This window comes from Marinobacter alkaliphilus (assembly GCF_055394375.1).
The window spans coordinates 992,392-1,018,679 of record NZ_AP043751.1 but is presented as its reverse complement, the minus strand read 5'-3'; the positions used below and the strand labels follow the sequence as shown (position 1 = coordinate 1,018,679).

19 protein-coding genes and 2 pseudogenes are annotated in these 26,288 nt (G+C 52.9%); 14 read left to right on the top strand and 7 right to left on the bottom strand.

The features are described from left to right. Positions 1-39: 39 nt before the first annotated feature. Genes ACZ5Q2_RS04580 through ACZ5Q2_RS04570 form a run of 3 tightly spaced genes read right to left on the bottom strand, consistent with a single transcriptional unit; the run spans position 40 to position 5,744 of the window. Positions 40-3,237, bottom strand: coding sequence for an efflux RND transporter permease subunit (locus tag ACZ5Q2_RS04580; protein ID WP_058341913.1), 3,198 nt, complete (start codon positions 3,235-3,237; stop codon positions 40-42). A 14-nt stretch (positions 3,238-3,251) separates the two neighbouring features. Then, positions 3,252-4,502: an efflux RND transporter periplasmic adaptor subunit gene (locus ACZ5Q2_RS04575; protein WP_004581709.1), complete on the bottom strand. Its 1,251-nt coding sequence runs from the start codon at positions 4,500-4,502 to the stop codon at positions 3,252-3,254. 24 nt (positions 4,503-4,526) lie between these two features. Then, the gene (locus tag ACZ5Q2_RS04570) at positions 4,527-5,744 is read right to left on the bottom strand and encodes a TolC family protein (protein WP_058092801.1); all 1,218 of its coding nucleotides are present in this window, start codon (positions 5,742-5,744) and stop codon (positions 4,527-4,529) included. A gap of 275 nt (positions 5,745-6,019) precedes the next feature. Here ACZ5Q2_RS04570 and ACZ5Q2_RS04565 point away from each other — a divergent pair. The 3 genes and pseudogenes from ACZ5Q2_RS04565 to ACZ5Q2_RS04555 form a co-directional block, all read left to right on the top strand. Further along, positions 6,020-6,714: pseudogene (locus tag ACZ5Q2_RS04565) on the top strand (IS3 family transposase); the annotation flags it as partial. 660 nt (positions 6,715-7,374) lie between these two features. After that, positions 7,375-8,898, top strand: coding sequence for a group II intron reverse transcriptase/maturase (ltrA, locus tag ACZ5Q2_RS04560; RefSeq protein ID WP_099616115.1), 1,524 nt, complete (start codon positions 7,375-7,377; stop codon positions 8,896-8,898). An 80-nt stretch (positions 8,899-8,978) separates the two neighbouring features. Further along, a pseudogene (locus ACZ5Q2_RS04555) lies at positions 8,979-9,455 on the top strand (IS3 family transposase); the annotation flags it as partial. A 163-nt stretch (positions 9,456-9,618) separates the two neighbouring features. Here the strand turns inward: ACZ5Q2_RS04555 and ACZ5Q2_RS04550 are convergent. Continuing rightward, positions 9,619-10,869 carry a DcaP family trimeric outer membrane transporter gene (locus tag ACZ5Q2_RS04550; protein ID WP_138435656.1) on the bottom strand — a complete coding sequence of 417 codons (1,251 nt, stop codon included), beginning with the start codon at positions 10,867-10,869 and terminating at the stop codon, positions 9,619-9,621. Between the two features lie 338 nt (positions 10,870-11,207). Between ACZ5Q2_RS04550 and ACZ5Q2_RS04545 the strand changes: the two genes are divergently transcribed. Both ACZ5Q2_RS04545 and ACZ5Q2_RS04540 read left to right on the top strand, forming a co-directional pair. Continuing rightward, positions 11,208-11,504: a hypothetical protein gene (locus ACZ5Q2_RS04545; RefSeq protein ID WP_099616052.1), complete on the top strand. Its 297-nt coding sequence runs from the start codon at positions 11,208-11,210 to the stop codon at positions 11,502-11,504. Between the two features lie 186 nt (positions 11,505-11,690). Then, entirely contained in the window at positions 11,691-13,004 is a 1,314-nt protein-coding gene (locus tag ACZ5Q2_RS04540) for an ATP-binding protein (protein WP_094625952.1), read from the top strand. A 30-nt stretch (positions 13,005-13,034) separates the two neighbouring features. Here the strand turns inward: ACZ5Q2_RS04540 and ACZ5Q2_RS04535 are convergent, their stop codons facing one another. Continuing rightward, a complete protein-coding gene (locus tag ACZ5Q2_RS04535; protein ID WP_432210410.1) occupies positions 13,035-14,732 on the bottom strand; it encodes a hypothetical protein in 1,698 nt (565 codons plus the stop codon). A 15-nt stretch (positions 14,733-14,747) separates the two neighbouring features. On the opposite strand from ACZ5Q2_RS04535, the gene istA reads away from it, so the two are divergent. Continuing rightward, complete coding sequence (istA, locus tag ACZ5Q2_RS04530; protein WP_230716000.1) at positions 14,748-16,289, top strand: IS21 family transposase; 1,542 nt, start codon at positions 14,748-14,750, stop codon at positions 16,287-16,289. A 12-nt stretch (positions 16,290-16,301) separates the two neighbouring features. Further along, positions 16,302-17,057, top strand: coding sequence for an IS21-like element ISSpu5 family helper ATPase IstB (istB, locus tag ACZ5Q2_RS04525; RefSeq protein ID WP_432209940.1), 756 nt, complete (start codon positions 16,302-16,304; stop codon positions 17,055-17,057). Between the two features lie 194 nt (positions 17,058-17,251). Here istB and ACZ5Q2_RS04520 read toward each other — a convergent pair whose 3' ends face one another. After that, positions 17,252-18,562: a hypothetical protein gene (locus ACZ5Q2_RS04520; protein WP_432210411.1), complete on the bottom strand. Its 1,311-nt coding sequence runs from the start codon at positions 18,560-18,562 to the stop codon at positions 17,252-17,254. Between the two features lie 343 nt (positions 18,563-18,905). Continuing rightward, complete coding sequence (locus ACZ5Q2_RS04515) at positions 18,906-19,895, bottom strand: porin (protein WP_226595805.1); 990 nt, start codon at positions 19,893-19,895, stop codon at positions 18,906-18,908. 675 nt (positions 19,896-20,570) lie between these two features. Here ACZ5Q2_RS04515 and ACZ5Q2_RS04510 point away from each other — a divergent pair. The 7 genes from ACZ5Q2_RS04510 to ACZ5Q2_RS04480 all read left to right on the top strand — a co-directional run bounded on the left by ACZ5Q2_RS04510 (position 20,571) and on the right by ACZ5Q2_RS04480 (position 26,196). Then, a complete protein-coding gene (locus ACZ5Q2_RS04510; protein ID WP_023011861.1) occupies positions 20,571-21,467 on the top strand; it encodes a cation efflux transmembrane domain-containing protein in 897 nt (298 codons plus the stop codon). A gap of 4 nt (positions 21,468-21,471) precedes the next feature. Then, positions 21,472-21,987: a signal peptidase II gene (gene lspA / locus ACZ5Q2_RS04505; RefSeq protein ID WP_023011862.1), complete on the top strand. Its 516-nt coding sequence runs from the start codon at positions 21,472-21,474 to the stop codon at positions 21,985-21,987. A gap of 97 nt (positions 21,988-22,084) precedes the next feature. Then, complete coding sequence (locus ACZ5Q2_RS04500) at positions 22,085-22,993, top strand: cation diffusion facilitator family transporter (RefSeq protein ID WP_008169406.1); 909 nt, start codon at positions 22,085-22,087, stop codon at positions 22,991-22,993. A gap of 42 nt (positions 22,994-23,035) precedes the next feature. Beyond that, complete coding sequence (locus ACZ5Q2_RS04495) at positions 23,036-24,028, top strand: arsenic resistance protein (RefSeq protein ID WP_197492701.1); 993 nt, start codon at positions 23,036-23,038, stop codon at positions 24,026-24,028. 44 nt (positions 24,029-24,072) lie between these two features. Continuing rightward, entirely contained in the window at positions 24,073-24,711 is a 639-nt protein-coding gene (locus tag ACZ5Q2_RS04490) for a DsbA family protein (RefSeq protein WP_058091791.1), read from the top strand. 22 nt (positions 24,712-24,733) lie between these two features. Beyond that, on the top strand, positions 24,734-25,576 hold the full coding sequence (locus ACZ5Q2_RS04485; protein WP_023010648.1) for a cytochrome c oxidase assembly protein: 843 nt from the start codon (positions 24,734-24,736) through the stop codon (positions 25,574-25,576). Continuing rightward, on the top strand, positions 25,573-26,196 hold the full coding sequence (locus tag ACZ5Q2_RS04480) for an SCO family protein (RefSeq protein ID WP_432210412.1): 624 nt from the start codon (positions 25,573-25,575) through the stop codon (positions 26,194-26,196). The genes ACZ5Q2_RS04485 and ACZ5Q2_RS04480 overlap by 4 nt, the downstream gene beginning before the upstream one ends. The last annotated feature ends 92 nt before the right edge of the window (positions 26,197-26,288 follow it).

Here is a 26,288-nt window from a genome sequence, read left to right as displayed (position 1 = left end):
CCCTGCTCGCGATCAAAACTGTGTATTTCCACCTCTCTTCTACCGTTGCATATCATCGAGTTTAGACCTTGAGAAGCGCGTGAATAGAGCCGGCAAAACAAAAAGCGTTAGGAAAGTCGCAGTCACGAGGCCACCTACAATCACGCTGGCCAATGGCTTCTGGATTTCCGCACCCACGCCCGTCGACAATAGCATCGGTATCAAACCGAGTGCCGAGGTTATTGCTGTCATCAAGACAGGACGCAAACGGGAGACGGCACCTTCAAACACCGCAGTATCCACGTTCAACCCATCCTGTATTCGCTGATTGATGCTTTCGACCATTACGACCCCGTTAAGCACCGCCACACCAAACAGTGTGATAAATCCAACGGAACTGGGCACCGAAAGATACTGGCCGGAGATCCAGAGTGAAAAGACGCCACCAATAACGGCAAGCGGCACGTTGACCAGAATCAACAGCGCTTGACCAACCGAACTGAAAGCAAAGTACAGCAACAGCGCGATCAGGCCCAGAGATACAGGTACCACAATGGTCAATCGCTTCTGAGCTCGTTGCTGGTTTTCAAACTGACCACCAATATCCACCGAATAGCCGGGGGGAAGGTTCACTTCTGTCGCGATGGTATCCTGAATATCGGCAACCACACTGCCCATGTCACGACCCTGCACATTAGACTGAATGACCACACGGCGCTGAACGTCATCGCGGCGCACCTGAGGCGGGCCGGACTCAATAGATACATCGGCCACATCACCGAGTCTCACCCAGGCTCCGGACGGCGCCTGTAACCTGAAATCGGCAATGGCATCCCGGTCTTCCCGGAAACGTTTGGCCAGACGCACATAGATATCGTACCGCTCATTTCCGTTGATGATCTGGCCCGCGGCGGCACCACCCAGTCCATCCCGGACGACACTCATCACATCAGACACGGCAAGTCCGTACCGGGAGAGTGCCTGACGGTCAGGCTGAACCACCAACTGCGCTTCACCAGCAATCTGCTCCATGGCCACGTCTCGTGTTCCCTGAACTGTTCGGACCGCCGCTTCAATCTGCTGGCCTTTCTCCGCCAGTACGTCGAGATCCGGGCCAAAGAGCTTGATGGCCAACTGCGCACGAACACCTGACAACAATTCATCAACCCGAGTCGCGATAGGCTGAGAAAAGTTAAACAGTAGCCCCGGGTGCTGTTCGAGCTTCTCCTCAAACAGGGCCTGCAATTCATAGCGATTACTGGCGCTGGTCCACTCCGAAGTTGGTTTTAAGCCAATATAGATCTCTATATTGTTAACGGGCTCCGGGTCGCCACCTATTTCTGCTCGGCCAGCCCGGGAGAGAGCGTAAGTCACTTCTGGAAACTCCATCAACATGGCTTCCAATTTTGGCGCAACTTCAAGCGCCGTATCAAGGCTTGATGAAGGGGCCAGCGTAACCCGGAGGTTGATCGTTCCCTCTTCCAGCTCAGGGACAAACTCAGTGCCGAGTCGAGGCACGACCAGAGCCGCCAGCACAACAAGAACAGCAGCAGCACCGACAACAGATCTGGTGTGTTTCAGCGACCAGTCAAGGCCCTTGCGGTAGAACTTCTCAAGAGGTTTTAAAACGAAGCTTTCCCGCTCCCGAATACCCTTGCGAAACATAAACGATGCCAAGGCCGGCACAACCACCAGAGCAACGATCACAGCGGACACGATGGCCAACATTATGCTGATCGCCATTGGCTGAAAAAGCTTGGCTTCCACACCTTCAAAGCTGAATAAAGGCATGAAAACGACCAGGATAATCGCCGTCGCGAAAAAAATTGGTCGCGCCACTTCCCGGCCTGCCTCCTGCAGTCGAAGCGCAATGCCATGGTCATCGTGTGACGCGTCCAATGGGTCAGGGTCGTTTTTCACCAATTCATCCCGACGGGCGTCATGCTCAGCATCCGGATGCGTCAGATGTTTGAACATGTTCTCGACCATAACAACAGAGCCGTCCACCAGCATGCCAATTGCCACAGCAATGCCGCCCAGAGACATCAAGTTGGCCGAGAGACCGAACCAGGCCATGATCATCAGCGCAATACCGATAGAAATCGGTATAGAAAGCAGCACGAGCGTTGTTGCCCGAAGATTCATCAGAAACAGGGCAAGCACGATCGCAATAAACACAAAAGCCAACAGAAGTGCATTGGTCACCGTCTCTACGGCCTTGGTCACCAGATCCGCCTGGTTGTAATAGGGCTCAAAACGAACCCCACTCGGAAGCGCCTGATTTATGCGATCAATGCGGGCCTCGATGCCGTCGATGGTGGCTTTTGTATTGGCCCCCATTCGTTTGAGTACAATGCCAGAAACCACTTCACCCAGTTGTTCAACCTGACCGTCTTCATCCTTCCGGGTCATGGTCACCGCACCCTGGCGAATTTCAGTGCCCAGCGCTACCTGGGCGACATCGCTCACCGTCACTGTAATGCCATCACTGGTTTTAACGGGCACTTGACGGATCTGCTCCAGCCCCTGCTCGCCATTACCCAGCCAGCCCATACCGCGAATAACCAACTGCTCCTGTCCACGGCCCATATACCAGCCCCCAACATTGGAGTTGGTGTTCTCCAGGGCGTCCATGACGTCGTTCTGTGATAAGTCATAGGACAGCATTCGCGCCGGGTTCAGATTGACCTGGTACTGGCGGACCTCTCCGCCAAACGACAGAATCTCTGTTACCCCTTCAGCAGGTATCAGCAACAGCTTGACCAGCCAGTCGTGCAAGCTGCGTAATTCCATTGCGTCGTACCCCGAATCCGGGTCCGCTATCAGCAAGTACTGGTAGACCTGGCCGAGACCGGACGTATTCGGCCCCATTTCAGGCACCCCGACCCCGTCCGGAATCAGCTCCCGCGCGGCCTGCAACCGCTCGAAAACCAGTTGGCGCGCGAAATAGATATCCGTGCCCTCTTTAAAGACCACGGTGACACCAGACAACCCGGTTTTGGAGATGGACCGAACCTCCTCAACATCCGGCAACGCATACATCACCGCTTCAATGGGATAGGTGATCAGTTGCTCGACTTCCTCGGCCGCAAGTCCGGGCGCCTCTGTATTAACAGCGACCTGGACGTTTGTAACGTCAGGGAAAGCATCAAGATTCAGTTTTGGGATCTGAAACGCGGCCGTGGCGATAAGCACTGCAAGCGCAATAAGAACCAACAGGCGGTTCTGAACCGCCCAGTCGACAACTCGGTTGAACATAATGGCTCCCGGAATCAGTGGTTGTGTGGGTCAAAGCCGCCTTTGGCAATTTCAGAGGCCACAAAAAATGCGCCCCGCGAAACGATCCGTTGGCCTGCAGTCAGGCCCGAAATTTCACGGAGTCCGCCAATTGCGCGACCCAGTTCCACTTCCACAGGCTCGTACTCCCCTTCAGCCTCTTCCACATAGACCGTCCAGTCGCCATCGGCGCCTCGCATCAACGCACTCTCCGGCACCGCAAGCACCGGCTCCGTGGTTTTAAAAAGGAAATACACATCTGCAAACATTCCGGGATGAAAACGATCTTCCGGATTGTCCAGCTCCAACCGAACAATTCGCGTGCGGGTCACAGCGTCAATGGTATGAGCTTCCTGGGATACCGTTGCCACAGCTACTCGGCCTGCAACTCTTACTTCCGCTTCGGCCCCTTGCTTAAGGACAATGTCGGAGTTTGCTGGCAGGTGAGCCTCTACCCAAAGTTCGCTTTCATTAGCCAGAGTCACCAGCGGTTGGCCTGCCTCAACTCTTTGTCCTTGCTCAAACTCATCGGTCAGCACTGCGCCATCCACGCGAGCTCTGAGCGTGTATTCACCGAGACTACCTACGCCGCTGGCCTTCAACGCACCAATGTCATCATCGTTTAGCCCATAAGCAAGCAGAGTCGCCCTCGCCGCTTCAATATTCGCTTTCGCCGTATTGAACCGCTGATCACCAACCACGGAACGACCCAGCCCGCTGATTCGCTCCCATTCAGGAAAAGCCTTCCTGTAATCAGCCTGCGCCTGTGCCACCGTCTCACTGAACAGGGTTACCAGTTGCTGACCTTTGGTTACGTGCTCACCCAATTCCACGTGACGTCTCAACACCACCGAGGCAACCCGGGGGGACACGTGATAGCTGGTATAGCCGTTGGTCAGCAGCTCACCGGGAGCGTAGATTTCATAGTCAACGCGCTTGCTCTCGAGGGTTGCTACCTCAATGCCGGCGAGCTCTTTCTGTTTGGCATTGATGCTTGCGGTAGTTGATTCTTCATGACCACCATCGCTCTCCTCTTCGTGGCCATGACCTTCTTCCTCTTCATGCTCACGTTCTTCAGCATGCCCGCCCTCATGCTCATCCTCTTCACCGGTACCTTCTCGATGATCGTCGCCACCGGCGGCATGATCATGGCCCGCCTCGTTATGCGCATCTTCCTCGGCCTGCACCAATGAAGGGGGAGCTATAAACAGCGTCAATACAAATACTGAAATCAGAGTTTTTTTCATGATGACTATCCAGTTTCCAGAATATTATTGGAAGGGGGTGATCAGTTCGCCAGACTGGCTCAAGAGTTCAATCAGGCCCAGCTGCGCCAGCTTTTCCAGTTCAATACCGGTTTTCAGGCTCTCCGCGCGCTGGCCTAACGCCTGGAGATACTCAGAGGTGGAGAGGTCGCCGACCTGCCACTGCTTCTCAAGCAAATCGGCACTTCGCTGTACACGCCCCTGGGATAGTTCTTTCCATCGACGAAGTTGCTTGTCGTATCGCTTCCAGGAAGCGCGAGCGCCTGCCAGGTCATATTGTTGTTTCCGGTAGAGCGCCTGAAACCGCGCTTCGGCCTCCAGAGCCCGTCGATTCGCGGCCCGGATTTCAGCGCTGTAGTTATTACGGACGTTCAGAGGGATCGAGAATGTCAGGCCAACCACGTTCTCGCCGCCGTCACGCCCTCCGCTCAGCCCTACTGTCGGCGATGCTGTGGCTTTGCGTCTCGCAACCTCTGCCTCACTTTTCAGCACCTGCCACTCGGCTCGAGCGACTGCAATTGACGGGTGTGACAGCAGATCAGCCTCACCAATCTGGGACTCCAGCGCTGGCCATATATACTCGGGGATTCCCCCATCCTGAGGCCTCCAGTCCGGCAGACGTTCTTGAACCTGAGTTTCTGCCCGATCAACTGCGGCCTTTGCCTGGGCGACTTCGCTCAACTGACGGGATAGATTTAGAAACAGAAGCTCTGCATCGGCACGCCCCAGATCACCTGCCTGCTGGCGCTGTTCAACCTGGTCCAGCAAAGCATCCAGGCGCTGCTGTTGGGATTCAGCAATTTCCTCAAACAGCGTAGTGGCGCGCCACTCGACAAGCGCAAACAATGATTCAGACGTTTGTGTCAGAACTGCTTCGCTCAAGCCAGCTTGCGCAGACAGCCTGATCAGCTTTGCCTTCTCCTGTAATGCGCCCTGTTGATCAGACCAATCGATCGTTTGTGACAGCCCTGCCTCAAAGTTATTCTCACTGCCCGTTCTGTCTGCTCCTACGGACAACTCCGGGTTATACAGCGGTTGTTCGCTTGCCTCAGCGTCCTCTTTCCGCGCTGCCGCCTGCTCTGTCGCTGCCAGTACCTCCGGGTGCTTGCTTATCTGGCCAGTGAGCCAATTCGCCCAATTAACAGTCTCAGCTTGACCGAACAGAGGAATGGACAATAGTACTGAACACAGCAACGCCCGAGGCGAGTGCTTGCTTGCCTTCATCGACTTTCTCCCGAAGCGATTAATAGCCAAAAATCATAGGTGTAAGGCGCCTATGACGAGGCAGGAAAAGATCGAGATAATAAGTGCAAACTTTGAAATGAGTTTGAATTCGGAAAAAAAGTTCAGATATGAGTCGCTAAAAACTCTTTGTAGCGCTTCTCAATGAGGCTAAGAACGGCAGCTCGCGACCAATCGCCGCGATGCCACCTGTAGTGGTTCAATGATTCCGGACACCAACGTAGGTGGTAAGATCGCCACCATAAACGAGGTGTCTGATGACCAGAAAGCGACGTTCTTTTTCTCCTGAGTTCAAACAGGAAGCAGCCAGCCTGGTGCTGGATCAAGGTTACACGATTCCGCAGGCCAGCGTGTCTCTGGGAATTGGTGAAAGCGCTGTTCGGCGTTGGGTTCAACAACTGACGGACGAGCGTAAGGGCGTCACTCCGAAAGGCAAGGCGTTAACCCCGGAGCAGCGACGTATTCAGGAGCTGGAAGCCCGCTGCAATCGCCTGGAGCGAGAGAAAGAAATATTAAAAAAGGCTACAGCTCTCTTGATGTCGGACGAGATGAATCGTACGCGCTGATAGACCGGTTGGGGGAGCAGGAGTCAATTGAACTGGTCTGTGAAGCGTTTGATATCAGTCGTTCCAGCTATTACGAGTACCGCCAACGGCGGAACCGTGTAGATGTGGAGCGCCTGGCCCTGAGGGCTCAGGTAAACCGCCTGTTTACCAAGAGCCGCAGCTCTGCCGGCAGTCGTACAATCATAGGCTTGCTCCGCGAGGAAGGCGTTGTCGTTGGTCGCTTTAAAGTTCGACGACTGATGAGCGAGTTGGGGCTGATCTGTAAGCAGCCAGGCCCTCATGCCTACAAGCAGGCTACCGTTGAACGACCAGATATCCCGAACCATCTGGACCGGGAGTTTGCAGTAGAACGGCCTAACCAAGTCTGGTGTGGTGACATCACCTACAGTGTGCCCGGAGTCCAGGGCGAGCATGGAAGCTCAAATGGACCACGAGTCTATCTGGAATATTGAACCGGTAATTCAGGAGGAAGTAACCAATCAATCCCACCCACTGTGAGGGTGGTGAGCCTGAGCGGCAGTGACCTGCGGTATGCCCGCAGGGTGATGTAACCCGCTGACAACGGGGATTGAGGCGAGGTCACTAAGCCAAGATGATCCTCAAGGCTGAGTGCTGAAAGGCTGAAGAACATGAACCCATTCATCCGCCTCTGTGGGTTGAAATGTCACCACGGCTTACGTGACCTGATAAGCCGTACGGGAAGGTTGGGCAGCATGACGCATAGGCGCTGCCAAACGAAGAAGTCCAAATTGGTAGCTCGGGCTTCGGTTCAGCAGTATCCATCACAGATTGGACTGCTGCTTCCTGTCAACTTGCGGCAAGCAAGGGTAAAGAGTGCGATGGGCAGCCTCCTCAGCATGCTGGAGTCCAGATAGGTAAACCGGGGAAGGTCAATATTGGATGCCAAGGGGGCATGACCCCGATGCCAAGTTGACTGGCGGAGCTCCCGTAGTAGTCCGCGATGGGGAAAGCCCATTACATGGCGAAGGGGAGCAGTTTAAACGTGTTTGCCAAGCAAACTACCTGACCAAACAAGGTGAAGACCTTTGATAATCAGCGAAATGCAACGCAAGCTAGCGACCTGGACAACAACCGACCCCACCCGCCGGGTGGACAGGTTGTTGCGCCTGATAGCACAGCCTGACTGGCTCGCAGAAGCGGCTCGGGTCACTCTGTCTTCCAAAGGGGCAAACACGCCCGGGATAGACGGAGAGATCAAGCTGACTGTGCAGGACAGGCTGCCGGCTATTCTTCAACAGATCAGGAGTGATTTACTCTCCGATGTTTACCAGCCGTTACAGGCCCGAAGGGTGTATATCCCAAAGGCCAACGGCAAGCAACGACCACTGGGTATCCCGACCCTACGCGACCGCATCGTTCAACGGGCCATGTTAATGGCGATGGAGCCCATGTGGGAGAGCGACTTCCATACGCTCTCCTACGGGTTCCGACCGGAGCGGAGCGTTCATCACGCGATCCGTACAGTGAAACTGCAACTGACGGACAATAAGGAAACGCGCGGACGCTGGGTCATTGAAGGGGATCTGTCCAGCTACTTTGATACCGTGCATCACCGGCTTCTGATGAAAGCTGTACGTCGCAGAATCAGGGACCGACGGTTCCTGAACCTTCTCTGGCGATTCATAAAAGCCGGTCATATTGATGCAGGTCTTTTCCGGGCAGCAAGTGAGGGCGTACCTCAGGGCGGTGTTATATCGCCACTGCTATCGAATATCATGTTGCATGAGTTCGATCAGTACCTGAATAGGCGCTACCTCGGCAAAAAGGCCCGAAAGGATCGATGGTACTGGAACCACAGTATCCGAATCGGTCGAAGCTCAGCCATCCGAGAGAACCGACAATGGAAGCCAGCCGTCGCCTACTGCCGCTATGCCGATGACTTTGTGGTTATCGTCAAGGGCACCAAAGCCCAGGCAGAGGCGATTAGAGAAGAATGCCGGGAGATGCTGGAAGGAACTCTCAAGCTGACACTGAACATGGATAAGACCAAGATTACCCATGTGAATGACGGCTTCGTGTTCCTGGGGCATCGCATCATCCGCAAGCGGAGCCGCTATGGCGACATGCGGGTGGTGACGACAATCCCCCGGGATAAGGCACGTAACTTTGCAGCATCTTTAACCGCCAAGCTGTCAGGCAATTATAGTGAAAGCAAAATCGACATGGTCGAATCCATCAACCGAAAGCTGAAAGGCTGGGCGGCGTTCTACCAGTTCGTCGATTACAAAGCGAAAGTCTTCAGCTACATCGATGGTGTCGTGTTCTGGAAACTGGCCCATTGGCTGGGCCGCAAATATCGCTCCCGGCTCAAACCGCTGATGCGTCATTGGTTCAAAGCCCCGGCTTCAGGTCAAAGTAAGACTTGGGTGCTGTATGGCAAAACCAATCAGGGGCTATTTAGTGGCGCCATCCTGTACCGACTCGTCGGTCACGGGAAAAAGCGATTCCGTTGGCGTCTTCCAGAGGGTAATCCCTACCTGAGGACAGAGTCCAGAAACACGTGGACCTCTCGCTTTCCCGAAGTTGCTATGGCCTTCGCCAGCGTTTAAGCGGAGAGCCGGATGCGCTGAAAGGTGCACGTCCGGTTCGGAAAGGAGAGGCAGGGAGATAGTTCGACTACGCCCTGCCTCTTACTCTACTCTGGAGCGGCCAGCGATGGAGCTATCTGGCTGTGGTGCTGGACCTATATGCCCGGCGAGTTGTTGGCTGGGCAATGTCATCCAGTCCAGATGCGGACCTGGTTGTAAAAGCTCTGGATCACGCCTGGGAACAGCGTGGTCAGCCAGAGAAAGTCATGTTCCACTCGGATCAGGGCAGTCAGTACGCCAGTCGCAAGTTCCGTCAGAGGCTCTGGCGCTATCGAATGACACAAAGCATGAGCCGGCGTGGCAACTGCTGGGACAACGCACCGATGGAGCGACTGTTCCGAAGTCTGAAATCTGAGTGGATACCGGCCCTGGGTTATCGAAATCTGCCTGAGGCAAAAAGAGATGTTGGTGGCTATCTGATGGACTACTACAACCGGCAGCGGCCTCACGCATTCAACGGCGGCATTTCGCCTGTTGCAGCTGAGGAAAACCTTAAAATACTGTCCGGGATTAGTTGACCACTACAGGTCGAATCGACGAGACAATGGCAGGGATAGCGTCGTAAAAGGAGGAGAGGTGAAAGAGCCCCTGACGGCATCGCGTGTAAGTGAACAATAACGTACGACGGGCCTACTGAGGCCCGTCGTGGGGTCCAACTATGTGAAGCAATGTAATAGCGATTTAAAAGCTAAACTGTGCAGCCAACTGAAGACGGGTATTGTCAGCTGACTCACCGTTTGCAAGTTCTTTGTTGGCGTACGACAGCTCAACCCCTACAGTCACCGGATCCGCCACTTGGTAGAAGTTGCTGAAGTACGCGCTCTCTAGCGTTTGGAAAGAGTTTGGAAAGAGAGTCTCGTCCTGATCACCCTCTAAAAACCCATAGGCCACACTCGTGGTGAATTTTGGCGTCCACTTATGGCTCGCCGCAACGTTGAAGCCGTAAGCCTCGATAGTTTCGAGATCACCATCGGAAGTTATATATGCCTCACCGATGCCAGTCCGACTTGCAGTGCTGTCGTTGTTACTGTACGAGCTGTAAAGATAACGACCTACACCATCACCCAAAACAACTCCGGCCATGAGCGAGGTTTCTGAAGTGACGTTGAGTCGACCAGCCGCCATGACGCCATATCCAAACGTAGCGTCGTCACCTGTTGCACTGGCGTCGTCGGTCTTGAGAGAACGGGCCAAGCCAGCAACCTCAAATCCACCACCAGACCCTGCCCACTTGTAACGGGCGGTAAGGTCAGGAACGGTATCACGTGAACCTTCAAACCCACTGGTTTCAGGGTTTTCAGCTGACACCGAGAACTGTCCATCGCCCATTCCCATCGTGTAACGAATCTGTGCCTGACGAATAAAGCTCACACCTACCGGCCCATTAAAGTCCAGTATGGTCGGGTAAGCCGTAAAGTGCATAAAGTTACTCCACGTCTGACCCGCAAGCCAGCCGTTGAGCTCGCCATAGGCGTGACGAATACGAAGCCCCCGTGAATTGGAGAACAGTTCGTTGCCACCACCGCCGTAGAAGTCTGCCTCAACAACCGTCTTGGCTTCTCCAATATCGGTCGGGGTACTGGTTCCGAGACGCACTCGTGATTGACGGGCATGCGCTCTCAAAGAGCTATCACCATCCTCTACGGATGTATCGAGAACACTCGGGTCATGCAAGTCACCGACATCCTGGTCTGTGTCGTAAATCATATCCAATTTTACGTAACCACCAATCGTAACCGAAGTGTTAGTGCCGGGCAGCAGCCACCCCTTGGAATCATTGGTCGCCGACATCTGATCCACCTGACTGCGCAAGTCGTTGATCTGCTTCTGAAGTTCCGCAGTTGATTGCGCCAAAGCAGATGGGGCCACCAGGCCCATGGTTGAAATCGCAAGTGTTGCTCTTATCGCTAACCTGAGTTTTTTAGTTTGCATTATAAATCAGTCTCCGTGAGCTTTCGTTATAAGATCCCCTACCGGCGATCGACACCTCACAAACCAAACGCGATGGCGGTTCGGTTAAGGCCACCGCCGGTAAGTTGCTGGTTATGCCGGCACTTTCAGCCAGAACAACGCACAGCCATTGATAGCAGATGAACTTGAAACGAAATTGAAAAAATACCCCCCCCTTAATACCTTTGTATTAACGACCCAATCGCAACCGTTCTTCCACCAGTGCCCTCTTTTCATCATTTAATTTTATTTTTTCAAGCTGAGTTAAAGTTCATCTGTTTCCATCAGGGTTCAGATCATTCAACTTAAAGGTGACTCTTATGAAAAAGCATCTCTTGCTCACATCTTTAGTATTAACCTTGGCGGCAGGAAACCTCCATGCCACTGAGGCCAAAAACGATAAGCTAGCACAAGGCATGCTCTCCAAAAGCAGCATTCAGGATATGAAGAGACAACATAGGGTAATGACACAGGCGGCGTTATCTGAAATGGGCATGGAGGCACGCCGAAAATTGATGTTATCGAATAAGGACGATATCTATCACGAGATGATCAAATCGGGAGATGTCAATCTATCTGAATTAGACCAATTTTCAAAAGATCAGTTTAGTCATTAGAAATAATGTCGCACCAATAGCTTTTTCGATTGAATAATAGAAACTTGTCGATACACGACATTCTAAAACCAGTTGCATCGTGAATGGTCTCCACCATTCCGTCTTGCCGCACTACTTTTGTAGTGCGGCTTTTTTAGGCCTAGATTTAGTCGATAACAAATTCTAACCACCTGCTTGGCAGACAACATGCCCAGAAAACAACAACGCCCTTCAATAAAACGGAAACTGCTTACTTTCCTGACGCTAACGGGTTTCGCGTGTACCGGGCTGATATTCTTCTCACACACCCTTTTAATCGACTATATCCATGACGAGCTTCACAGGCAGCAGCTAGAGGCTGCAGCTAACCGACTCTCAAAGATGCTAACAAATGATAAAGAAGAAATTACAAAATCCTCTCTCAGAAATTTTTCATTGTCTCAATATTCAGTTCACATCGAAGACAGTCAAGGTCGGAGTTTTACAAGCGAGAACATTAAACCGAAATTACAGGTGGTAGAATCGTTCAGAAAGCCTGGAATTTTTCACATATCGGATGATGATCGCTCAATCCTTGGCTACTACAGAATATTTAATAACAGACAAGATAAACTAAGCGTTACTATAATTGAAAAAAGCTCCTACTCACCAAACACGCTTGACAAAATCCACGTTCTTATATGGATAATATCTTTTACAATTCTCGTTACGATATCATTGATCATATTTATTGGGGTAACTATCGCACTAAAACCCTTAAAAATGATGAGTGCCCAATTAACGTCGCTTAAAAAGGGTCAGCGTAATAGACTGGATGAGAACGTACCTGAAGAATTCAATGAACTTGTCAAACATCTTAATCGTCTATTAGAGTCGTACGACAAAAAACTTACCCGTTCACGCCACCTAGCCGCAGATATTTCTCATAGCTTAAAAACCCCCCTTGCCGTCATAAACTCCATGATCAATGACGAAGCCATTCCCACCACAATCGCGAGTCAAATTAAGTCTCAACTGTCTGAAATGCACGAGCTGATCGACACTCAAATGAGAAAAACCGAAATGTCCGGTCAGTACATTGGAAAGGCGACACCGATCATTGAGAGAACTCTGGCACTGGTGGACGTAGTCAGTCGAATCTATCCTTACAAACAGATCCATCTTCAAGAAACATTACCCAGAGAGCTTGTCTGGCCAATTGATGAGCGTGATTTTAATGAGATCTTGGGTAATGTGCTTGATAACGCAAGCAAATGGTGCTCTCAGGAAGTTCATCTACATTTGAAACTTCACGATGACACTTTGACCATTCTTGTTGAAGATGACGGCCCCGGAGTAGCGTCACACCAACTCGCCGATCTTACCAAGCGCCAGAAAAGACTGGACGAAAAAACCCCTGGCTATGGCCTTGGCCTATCAATCGTTGAGGAAATCATCAATGACTACGGTGGTGCCATGCATTTTTCTTTATCACCCAAAGGTGGTCTTCGGGTTCTAATCGAGCTTCCCAGAAGCATTTGACGACTACAAGGGCAACTTATCCAGCTTTAGTCAGCGACCAGTAGGCATAGCAGCCCGATACACCAACGTCTCAACGTCAAAACTGTCACTTTGAACTGAGTTTTCATCCGGCGACATAAAGAATAACTCTGTATTGCCTGATACGGGGGACACCGGAACCGACGTTAGAAGACTTGTTGACTGCGTTTTGGGAGATTTCCCGGATCTCAGCGTCAACCAATCAACTCGAGTATCATAAACACCTATCATATCTTCGGCTGCACTGGATTCCTGTGGAATCCCGATATTAACTGCGTCCCCACCGGAGCGTACGAGCAGGTTCGGCAAAAATAGTGTTTGCCTCGGACTAAACACCAACTCAGGCGACACGTCGTAAGTCATACTCGTGCCTGCCACCCGGCTTCCAATCTCATAGTCCAGATGTGGGCCCTCGGTGCCAGCAGGGAAAAATGAAACCTTCCCTTGGGAGACGGTCACCATATTCAAAGGTCTCGGTTCGTTCTGAACAACGGCACCGATTACCCGGAACACTGGCGTGTACTGGCTTAATTCTTCATGAACGGCCTTCTCAAGATCAGGCCCGTTCGGTGAGATTGATATTTTATAGATCTCTGAACCAAACCCCTGCTCTGAGTAGAAAGACTGCCCGAGAATAGTTTCCCGGCGACCGTCAGCGTCCAAATCCTGCAATCCCAAGATTAAGGGAATGAAACCGATGGTTTCAGCCTTCCCCTCGGCCAACTGGATCAAAGAACTTGAAACACTACGGCCATTCCACTGATTCAAAATGAGGTAATATGAGTTCTCTGAAACGTACCAGTCCATTCGGATGACTTTCTCCCGACGGGGCACCTCAATGGACGCCAGGCTCTGAACAGCCCCGCTGGAATCAACAAGGAAAAAGCTGAGTTTGTTTCCATGCTCCGCCGCAAAATAGTAATCGCTGCCAGAACGAAACGCGGACAACGACTTTGCATTGATTGGCAGCTTCGCATATGGAGACGATGAAGCCTCCCCCTCAACTGAACCTACCCGATGTGCTTCAGCATCGGTCTGTACGATGCCGACCAACCAGGTGTTATTGTAGGTCGCAACGGCTTGACCTCTCCCGGTAACTTGAAAGCGCACCAATGGCACATCGTTTGACGCCTCTGGCTCGTCCCGCCACAAAAGATCAGGAAATCGGGCTTTCAACGCCGGCGTTACCGGCGTGGGATCGCCGACTCTGTCAGTAAACACCGCCGGAATACCGTAGAAGCGTTTCGATACAGCGCCAACGGAGGGCATCGTTCCAAACAGCACTTTCCCTACTGCTTGATCCTTTCCGATACTCTCGATACCGATGACTGCAAGGTTTTTCTCCGGGATGCCTGCATGATCAGGCTCCCGCAACACAACAAACAAATCACCTACCTCAACAGTGGCATCGTCGACTGTGAGGGAAAGCACTTTTTGATCACGATCTACCTGAATGACCTTTGCCTTTGCTGGATGCTCACGCTCAACCGCCTGTACCGCACCAGCTAGTAGTAGCATCAGGAACACAAATACTGCAGAACTGCGTATTCCAGACCAAGGTTGCCACTGATTCCAGACGAAGTCTGCCACCCATTCCACGCGAAAGCTGCCACTAATTCCACGGCAAAGCTGCCACCCCAGCAGACTGCCTGAAGCTCCATCAAAATCGTCCGGCGCGGGATAACTTAACGGTACTCTGACCCTTTTCATCCGGAGATGGGCCAGATGCCAGCGAAGAGGTTATCCATGCGTAAAATCAAAGAAGTCCTTCGCCTCAAGTGGGAGCGAGGGCTGAGCAACCGCCAGATTGCGGCGTCCTGTGGCGTTAGCCGCCCCACCGTAAGCGACTACCTGCGCCGCACGGTTGAGGCCGGTCTGAGCTGGCCGTTGCCAGCGGATCTGGATGAGGCCCACCTGGAGCGGTTGCTGTTCCCGCCGCCACCGGACCTGCCAGCACAGGCCAGAGGTATACCCGACTGGCAACACATCCGTGACGAACTCACGGGCAAGAACGTCACCCTGTTCCTGCTCTGGCAGGAGTACCGGCAAGCCAACCCGGACGGTTATCAGTACAGCTGGTTCTGCGAGCACTACCGGGCCTGGCGGGGCAAGCTGGACCTGGTGATGCGCCAGGACCATCGGGCCGGTGAGAAGCTATTCGTGGACTATGCCGGCCAGACCGTGCCCGTCATTGACCGCACCACCGGAGAGATCCACGAGGCACAAGTCTTTGTCGCGGTGATGGGTGCATCCAATTACACCTACGCCGAAGCCACCTGGAGCCAGACATTGCCGGACTGGGTCGGCTCCCACATCCGGACCTTCGAGTTCCTGGGCGGAGTGCCGGAACTGGTGGTTCCGGACAACCTCCGCTCCGGCGTCAGCAAGGCCCATCGCTACGAGCCGGATCTCAACCCAACCTATCAGGACATGGCCACCCATTATGGCGTGGCCGTTGTCCCGACAAGAGTTCGCAAGCCCCGTGATAAGGCTAAGGTAGAAGGCGGTGTATTGATCGTCGAGCGCTGGATCCTGGCGGCGTTGCGCCATCGCCAGCACTTCTCCCTGGGGCAACTCAACGCCACCATCCGTGAACTGCTGGAGCGGCTCAACAGCCGCCCCTTCCGCAAGTTGCCCGGCTGCCGGCGCGACCACTTCGAACAGCTGGATAAACCGGTTCTACAGCCGTTGCCGGCAGAACCGTATGTCTACGCAGAGTGGAAGAAGGCTCGGGTGCATATCGACTACCACGTAGCCATCGACGGTCACTATTACTCAGTGCCCTACACCCTGATCAAGAAAGAGGTGGAGGTTCGCATCACCAACAACACCATCGAATGCTTTTACCGGGGCAACCGGATCGCCAGCCACCGGCGCTCAGACCAGAAGGGACGGCACACCACCATCGCCGCGCACATGCCCGAATCCCATCGCCAGGCTGGCGAGTGGTCGCCGGAACGGCTCATCGCCTGGGCGGCCAAGACCGGACCGGCGACGGAGAAGCTTATCCGCACCGCTCTGGGTGCCCGCAAACACCCTCAGCAGGCGTACCGCTCCTGTCTGGGCATTCTCCGGTTGGGGCAGAGCTACGGCGAGTCGCGGCTGGAGGCCGCCTGCCAGCGAGCCCTGATGCTGGGAAGCTGCCGCTACAAGAGCATTGAATCCATCCTCAAACACCGTCTGGATCAGCAGCCTCTGGAAGAGCAACAGGAACTGGCCTTGCCCGATACCCACGACAACATCCGTGGCCCCGCCTACTACCACTGAAGGATCTCTGACATGCTGAAACATCCCACACTGGACAAGCTCCACGCCCTCAAACTGACCGGCATGGCCGCCGCCCTGGCGGATCAGTCGGCCACCCCCGACATCACCGATCTGAGCTTCGAGGAACGCCTCGGGCTGCTGGTCGACCGGGAAATGACCGAGCGAGATAACCGGCGCATGACCAGCCGGTTGCGCCGGGCTAAGCTGCGGCACAATGCCATCCTCGAAGACCTGGATTACCGCTATTCACGCGGCCTAGATAAAGGACTGGTCCAGTCGCTGGCCGGTTGCCAATGGGTGAAGGAACACCTGAATGTGCTCATCACCGGTCCCACCGGGGTCGGGAAAACCTGGCTGGCCTGTGCTCTGGTACATAAGGCCTGCCGGGAGGGTTACACCGCCCAGTACGTCCGCCTGACCCGACTGCTACGGGAGCTGACCATTGCCAAAGGCGATGGCCAATACTCAAAACTCCTGACGAATCTGGCCAAGGTCGACGTGCTGATCCTGGATGACTGGGGGCTGATGAAACTGAGCGCCGAGAATCGGCGAGACTTGCTGGAGGTGCTGGAAGACCGGCATGGCAGGCGCTCCACCATTGCCACTAGCCAATTACCCATCGAGGAATGGCATGGCGTAATCGGTGACGCCACTCTGGCAGACGCCATTCTGGATCGGCTCGTACACAACGCCTACAAGATCAACCTGCGGGGCGAATCCATGCGAAAACAACAGGCAAAGTTGACGGCCACCGAGACTTCGGAGTAAGAAGAGAAACCCCGCGTCGCTACGCTCCGATGGGTGGCAGCCTTGCTCCGGTCCGGGTGGCAGGCTTCACATGGAATGGGTGGCAACCTTCAGCGGTTTACGCAGCAGAACGAGTCATCATAGGAAAAAGTCACTTAATGCGGATTCATTTCGTATAACAAAAGCGGGGTGGCGCTCCCACCACCCCGTTCTTGTTAGAACTTGTACCTTACCCGACCGGCAACATGAACAATGTCCTGATCGCTTTTGCCGTCCTGTAAGGCAGTTTCCTCCAGCGCATCCATGGCATCGCCTGATGCCAGGTATGCAGCTTCTGCCGACAGCTCAAGCGAAGGGTATGGGAAGTACGAGACCTTGGAGCCAAATTCCAGTCCGAGATCTTTTGAGGACGATCCATCGGCAAGTGCAATGTCCTCAGCCAAGCGGTTGTAGACAATCATTCCGCTGACCGTAATATTGGCCGCTACTTTATGATCGAGCTGTAGCTTGTTCATGAAATACCCTTTGTCGAGGATATAGGGCGTTTCGGCGAAGTAGTCATCGCTCGTCATGTTTTCCTGAAAAATCATACTGTCGCTGAAGTCGACATCCGTGGCGATGAAGGCGTCGAAGTCCCCGTCTTGCTCATTGCCATCGCCCGATGCGTAGAGCACGGTGTACGTCAGTTGGTTTGGTCCAAATTGCAGCCCGAGCTCGCCGCGTCCCAGAACGGTCGAAAGGTCATAGTTCGTATTGGGATTCGTAGCACCATTCAATGGGACGAAATTTACACCTTCTATTGTTCCGCTTTGGCCAATCACCGTACCCTTCACGAACATGCGGCCTAGCGACGTCTCTTGACCATAATCCATCTCCACCCCAAAGCTGGAAACGGAATATTTGGAGTTATCAGCGATACTCTTCAGTTCATACTCCCTGCTATTTACCGTACCTACTCCCTCAGCAATTTGATCATTCATCTGATAGAGATAGAATAGGCCCGCGCTCAGGTTCGGTGAGTAACGCTTGTTCAGGTTGATCGCGAAGTTGTCCGCGCCATCCCAGCCTTCGTCCTGTTCTGAGTCGACGCCGCTCTCATTGGAAGAGTCACCTCGCCCCCATAACAACTGATAGTCAAATCCAGAGCCCAGTGAGCCTTTCCAAACAGCGGCTGTGGCGGTTTCAGTCCAGACATGTCGGTTCACTGACACTGGCTGCAAGCCCAGCGAGACGCGCTGGTCTAGCGTGTTGGGCACCAAGAAATCCACATAAGCCCACCGTGTTTCGATGTTCACACCATCACCGGAATAGTCGCCACCCGACCCCTCACCGTAGCGGATGCCACCAATCTCCGTCGCGAATACACCGGTAACTTTCTTGTCGTCGGAAGTTGCCTTCGCCCAGAAGCGATATTTGACCTCGCCGAAGCTCTCGGTCGGCTCGTCATCTTTCAGCGTACCGCCACCTGAGTTACCACCAGCAAACCAGTCTCTTTGATTGGTGTAGGCCTGAAAGCGGTTATCCATATCACCGTGGAATTCAACCTCCGCTGCCGTCGCGGCCCAACTTCCCGACAGGTTGTCATCCCTGCAATCGCAGTGGCCAGAATGTTGCGCTTCAACGTATTCCCCTCCAGTTTCTTTCTTAATTGTTTGTGATATCCGATTCGTACGGATCGTGGCGCAAATCTTAAAACCAGCTAGAACAACGAACTAAAGGTCAAAAAAAAGGCGAGAATGAAGCATTCCCGCCATTAAATAACCTTAGTTAACTCACAAGTAGACTCTCACACGAACCTTAAATGAGCTTGAAATCCGGAAAAGATTTCAGATACGTCGGTCCCCCTGTATTCAGCGATCACGCTCGACTCTACATGGAAAACTTATGCTCGAAGCCCACACCAAATGTGGAGTCCTCAGAGTCGGCCAAGTCCGCCTCCACCTGAGACACATACGCATAGACCTTACTCTTGCTCGCCAGTTTATAATCGAGCCCCAAGGCCAGCAGGGTTAGCTCCTCGTTTGTTGTCTCGGCTTCGGTCAGTCCGTACTGTGCCTTGATCTTCCAACGCTCAAGATTAACGGCACCACCAACCAGATAAGACGTATCTTCTCCAGGGCCATCGCTTTCTTCTGCCAACTGGTAAACTGCGCCGATCTCGAAGTTGCTTAATCGGACCTTCCCTACGGTTCGCAGGATATTAAGACGACTATCGCCACTTGAATCGGCTTCCAGTGAATCTTCGATATCAGAATCGTAGGCAATACTTCCGTAAAAACGATCATTCTCAAACGTAAAAGAGCTGGAAACTGCATCCGCAGGTCCGTCGTTCTCTGCCCCAGCTGACTGCTCTTCACCCGGGATGACGGCAACACTAACGCCCACAGCATCAAACAGACGTGGAGAACTGTATTGAACAATGTTGCTGGTCCGATTTTCACCAGCCATGATATTTTTTATATCCGCCTGTAAGTCGTTGAACTGGTCAACCTTGCCCTGCGCTGACTTTAAAGGTGTGTCAAATTTTCCCGCAATCAGTGCACCGAGGTTCGCCTGCTTGAAGCCACCGTAAATATTACGCTGCGAGAAAGTCTGGCCATCCTTATCTCCATCATCAATCGATATTTCAAATTCTGCCTTGTAGATCGCCTCCAAGCCTTCGAGGTCGGTATTGAGCGCCCCTTTTACCCCCAGACGGGACGCATTACTCTGGAGCTTCCAGGTATCGCTATTACCGTCGTCCTGGTTTTCATACGAAACATTGGCTTTGCCGTACAGGATAGGACCTTCCCCCGCTAGTGCATTCATTGAAGTTACTGCAACCCCACCAAACACCAACATTGATAGACACTTTTTCATGGACACCTCTTCAGATTAGATAGATTCAAAATGACACTTGAAGTCTTTCAAATGCTGAGTAGATGGTGCTTTGCACTTATTGCAGAGTTGTTACATTTTTAAATTTTTTCTTTGTATTTCAACAACCTAAAACCAAAACCTTTTATTATATCCTTTGACACTGAATTGAACTTGAATATAAGCGGCTGTCTTCGTACATCGCGTCGTGGGCACGGAAGCGCTTTCCGTCTGACGCCAGGTCATTCACTAAATTCTTCTGTTCGCTCCCTGTGGTGGCCCCCGCTAAACCGGACACCACCTTGTTAATTTGATGCCAGCTCTGCCCGGTATTCCCCGGGCGATCTAATTGTTCCGCCCGTTCACGCCCTTTTTCCAGCGACCGGCCTGCCAAGACAATGTCGCTGTCGATCCGTTGCCCAAGAGTGTTGCAATAGCCGCCCCTGCAGCTCCGTAGCTACCAAGGATTAGTACGCTCTTGTTGCCCTGCCTCATCGTTGCTCAAACTCCTTTTAATGTACTCCAGTTCAACTCTTTAGTTACTACAGGGTCATACCGCAAGTCGTCGAATCGCGGTGGGTTCACCAGTGTCGTCAAAAACTAACAACTTAACGTTGACCCTGTAGTGACTACAGGGTTTTAAATAACGGAACTTGTGTGAGAACCGGAGCCGCGAAAATGAGCAAACCCTGCGATGGACAGTGTGGCAGCGAAGATTCTGTCGTTAACAATGAGCTTCAGAGCCCCGTCACCGCCGAAACAGACAGCCAGCTCAGCACCTACAGCGTGCCGAAAATGGATTGCCCCTCAGAAGAGCGAATGATTCGAATGGCGCTCACGGGTTTTGACAACATTCAGTCACTCTCATTCGACCTATCGAATCGAAAGCTGGAAATTATCCATCAAGGCGAAGTCGGACCTATTACCAGCAAACTGGAAACCCTGGGTCTGGGCGCTTCCTTGCAGAGGACAGAAGACGCCAGCGCTGAATCCGTCAGAGCGGCTGAATCTTCTAAGGCCAACGAAAGCGAAGAGTCCGGCACTTTATGGATACTGCTGGCAATCAACGCACTGATGTTTCTGGTCGAGATGACGATGGGCCTGATCGCCCAGTCCGCTGGCCTGATTGCAGACTCGCTAGACATGCTTGCCGATGCCGCCGTCTACGGTCTCGCGCTTTACGCCGTTGGGCACGGCATCAAAATGCAGGTCAGAGCGGCGCATGTGGCTGGCATACTCCAGCTTATCCTTGCCGCTGGGGTACTGGTTGAAGTTGGCAGGCGCTTTCTGTTTGGCAGTGATCCCCAGTCGTCAATGATGATGGCCGTCGCATCTGTGGCCCTTATTGCCAACATCAGTTGCCTGCTCCTGATCGCCAAACACCGTGACGGCGGTGCTCACATGAAAGCCAGCTGGATATTTTCGGCCAATGATGTGGTTATCAATCTGGGAGTTATCCTTGCAGCCCTTCTTGTTGCCTGGACCGGCTCCAACTACCCGGATCTGGTTATTGGCGGTATTGTGGGAGGCATTGTACTCATTGGTGCCAAGCGCATCCTTGCGCTAAAAGGATAATTCGATGTCTGAAGACCGTTCTCGCTTTTTTACGCTCACTTTTCTCGGCTTTTCGGCACTTATAGCTCTGGCCGACCAACTTATTAAATGGCTCGTCCAGCAATCCATGGCTTACGGACAATCGGTTGAGATCACCCCTTTCTTTAATTGGGTGCACGTATGGAATAAAGGCGCTGCCTTCAGTCTCTTTGCCGATGGCGGTGGCTGGCAGCGATATTTTTTTATTGCGATAGCCATTGTCGTCTCGGCTGTTCTGGTCAAATTGATTCGGGACAGCCATAAGCGAACCGAAGCACTAGCCTATTCGATGGTACTTGGCGGTGCATTTGGAAATGTCATCGACCGAGTTTTTCGAGGCTATGTTGTCGATTACCTGGATTTTCATTGGCAATCCCGGCACTGGCCGGCGTTCAACCTTGCCGACGTGTTCATCGTCCTGGGCGTGGCCATGATTTTGGTCACGAGCTTCACAGCCGAGAAAGGTGCCGGGAATAACATGGAAAATCGCCAGAATGGCTAGTTTTCGCGCGGTCGCAACACTCGCTAAGCCCTCTGAGCCAGGCTTAGCGAGTGTTGCGACTACGTTTAATTGAACAGCAACGACCAAGGAGAAAACAATGGGCCACGAGCATGCTCACATGTCACCGGATACTAAGGATAAGAGAGTTGCAGTAGCTATCTGGGCGAACGGTATCCTAACCTTGGCTCAGATCGCTGGAGGGATCTTCGCTGGCAGCTTGGCGCTGATAGCCGACGCTATACACAACTTTTCGGATATGGCGTCACTATTTATCGCATTTGCGGCGCGGAAGATTGCACGCCGCCCGGCCGACTCGAAGATGACCTTTGGCTACGGGAGAATTGAGGTTGTTGCGGCACTCATAAATTACACCACTTTGATAATGATCGGGGCATATTTGATCTACGAAGGTGGCATGCGATTCATAGATCCCCCGGAAATCAAGGGGTGGTGGGTAGTTTGGCTTGGCATTATCGCATTGGTAGTGGATGGTTTGACCGCGCTGCTTACTTACTCCATGCAAAAGGACAGCGTCAACATCCGTGCGCTGTTTCTACACAACTTGTCTGATGCGTTTGCGTCAATTGCAGTCGTTGTAGGCGGCGCCCTGATTCTCCTGTACGACATGCGTTGGGTTGATCCCGCGATCACAATTGGTATCGCAAGCTATATTCTCTACCTGGGTCTAACGGAAATCGGCGGAACCATCCGGACACTCATGCTGGGTAGTCCATTGGATATCGACACAGATTCTGTCATCGAGGCTTTATCAAACGTAGAAGGCGTTTTAGACCTTCACCACGTACATTTCTGGCAGATGGGTGAGCATGATGCCTCCCTCGACGCCCATGTGGTGGTCGAAATAAGTGCCTGGAATGAACTTGAAAAAGTCAAGGGTGGGATAAAACGAACTTTGGAAAACGAGTTCGGCATCACTCATTCAACATTGGAGTTTGAACATCCTGATCACAGTCACAAAGATGCCCATACTTATGGCCATGGCTAGCAGGGCTGCTGAAAAGGGTACCGTGTGGCAGATATGCTGCGAATGGCCGACATTCCACTCGGTTACGAGCACGCCATGCGAGACGTAATTGAACGCCACCAGGTCTGGGCCTACCTCATCGCTGTTGTTTTCGGACTGTCTGTGGATTGGACATCGTCCCTCGGTGACAGTGTGCCGGATTACTTAATCTGGGGGTTGCTCGGAGTTCTGCTCTACGCCACATTTACTCAAACACCGTTGACCCACCTGTCTGATATGTTCCGGGACCGTCGGTTCATGGGTGCCTTGCTCACCGGAAATTTTCTGGTCATGCCGGCGATCACTGCCTTGCTGATATTGGCGCTGCCGGACAATGACGCGCTGAAGTTGGGAGTGCTTCTGGTATTGCTGATGCCCTGTACCGACTGGTTTGTCACCTTCACTCACCTAGGCAAGGGGGACAGCACCCGAGCCATTGCGGCAACACCGGTTCTGCTGATTGCTCAACTGGGTCTTCTTCCACTTTACCTCTGGCTTTTCATGGGTAATCAGTTCGACGTGAATCTTGAGCTTGGGCGGCACCTCCTGCCGGCCTTTGGCGGGCTGATTATTGTCCCGCTTATCCTGGCATTTCTGACTGAAAAATGGGCCGAAAACTCCAGAAAAGCCATCGGGTTCATTCGCTTCATGGGTCTGATGCCGGTCCCTCTGCTGACAGTCGTACTGTTCATCATCTCAATGACACAGGTCAGCCAGATCGACAGTACCGGCTCACTTATCTGGCCCTTGATGATTCTGTTTCCGGCCTATCTTCTAGCTGCGGCTCTGGTTGGAAAGGCTCTGCGCCGGGTCTTTCGATTACCGGTAGAAACCGGTCGCACCGTCATCTTCAGCCTAGGAACACGCAACTCCTTCGTGGTTTTACCTTTGGCACTGTCAATGCCAGAGGCCTGGGCTGTGGCCGTCGTGGTGATTGTCGTCCAGTCTTTGTTGGAACTGTTTGGAATGATGCTTTATCTGCGGTGGGTGCCTAGTCGGCTGCTACCGGACACCTGAATAATCTGAAACCCGTAAACTCATTTAAAATAGGAAGATCTCCCGTGCAAACCCGAACCCTGGTCATCAGTCTCCTTCTTTTTTGTCTGGTTGTCTTTGCTGGTGCTTTTGTTATTTACGATCGCTCCCAGGGCACTAATGAACCCGCCGTTGTTGAAAAAACGCCACTGGTGAGGGATTACTCTCCCGTTATTGGCCCTGAGGACGCGCCGGTAACCATTGTCGAGTTCTTCGACCCATCCTGCGAAGGTTGTCGCGCCATGCATCCCTATGTGAAACAGATTCAGGCTGCCTACCCGGACAACGTGCGTCTGGTACTGCGCTACGTATTGTTTCACAAAGGCTCGGAAGAGGCCGTCAGAATCCTGGAAACCGCCCGTGAACAGGGGGTCTATGAGCCGGTACTGGACGCTGTTATGGAAGCACAACCGAAATGGCACGATGATCCAAAGGTCGCCGCAGCATGGGATGCGGCGGAGTCAGCCGGGCTTGACGTAGAAGCCGCCCGGGCCGGTATGAACTCACCCGAGATTGACGGCATTATTCAACAGGATGCTGCGGACGTTAAGGCGGTTGGAATTTCCGGAACCCCAACATTCTACGTTAACGGAGACACCTTGAGCCGCCTGGGGCCTCAGGAACTGTACGACCTGGTGACATCCAAGGTAGGGTCACTGAAATAACAACAAAACAACCGGCAACGCTATGTCACTGCTTGACTACCTTTTACCCTACGATTTCTCGCCGCTGACCATACTCAGCTACATGCTCGTGATGGGATTCTATGGCGTCGGGCTAATTCGGATGCCGGAACAGGACCGGCCAGGCTCACTGCGGATCTTTGCGTTCACCCTGGGGGTACTGATCTGTTATGCGGTGATGCAGACCCGCTTCGATTACTACGCACAATACATGTTCTTCGTCCATCGGGGTCAGCACCTGATTCTTCATCATATCGGTCCGATCCTGATCGCCCTGTCCAACCCTTTACCGGTCATGCGGTTCTGGTTCGCAAAAATCAGCCCGGGCTGGAGGCATACATTGAGGCCTCTGGGCTGGGTCTATAACGTTCTGCAACAGCCTTTTATCGCCCTTTTCCTGTTTGTCGGGCTTATCTATTTCTGGCTGTGGCCATCAATCCATTTTGACGCCATGCTCAGCCGGGATCTGTATTGGGTCATGAACTGGAGCATGTTGCTGGATGGCCTGCTGTTCTGGTGGTTGATCTTTGATCCAAGACCGCCGGCGATCACCTCATCGCTGGGGTATGGCAGACGCATGTTGGTTCTGGCTGCCGCAGGTGTGCTTCAGATGTTTCTTGGGGCGTGGATCGTGTTTTCACGTGACATGGTCTATGACGTTTACGAAGTCTGTGGCAGGGCCTGGCCGCTGGACCCGGAAGTCGACCAGCTACTGGGCGGCATGCTGACCTATATTCCTCCGGCCATGATGAGCATTCTTGGCATTCTTCTGATGCTCCGGCGAGCCATGCATCAGGACGGAAAATATACCAACCAATCCAAACAACTTGAGGAAACAGCGTCATGAGAACTCGCTTCTGGCGACAGCGCACCAACATCATATCGGCGACCTTAACGCTGATAGCAGCCCTATTGCTGACTGGTTGCTTTGGCAATGACGAGGAAGACTGGAACGGTAAAAACATCAGTGGCTTGATGCCTGAGCTGGAATTCGACCTGATCAATAGCCAGGGCAAGTCTGTATCTGGCGATGATTACAGTGGCCGCGTGAGAATGCTGTTTTTCGGGTTCACCTCGTGCCCCGATGTTTGCCCGACCGCCCTGCAAAAACTCAATCAGGCAACCAGTGGCCTGGACCCCGCGCTTCAGGATGAAGTACTCACTTTGTTCGTGAGTGTCGATCCGAAACGTGACACGCCTGAGCGTCTCGCAAAATACGTGGATTTCTTCGGCGACAATATTGTAGGACTCACTGGAAAAGAACCCCAGCTTCGTGAACTGGCAAAACGATATAGAACAACCTTCGGTTATGACGAACCTGCCGCTGATGGAAATTATGCGGTGTCACACAGCAGCGCGATTTATGTATTTGATCGCGAAGGTAACCCTCGCCTTTTAATGCGGCCCGATTTGAGCGGGGAAGAAATTCGGCATGACCTCGCTGCTCTTATTCAGGAGGATGCCTGAGTTAACGAAGCTTGCCATTGGAAAGTAATGCTTAGCTGCTGCGGAATACGGCAGCAGCCCGTGACTCAAGATTTGATTGTCGGATGCTTATG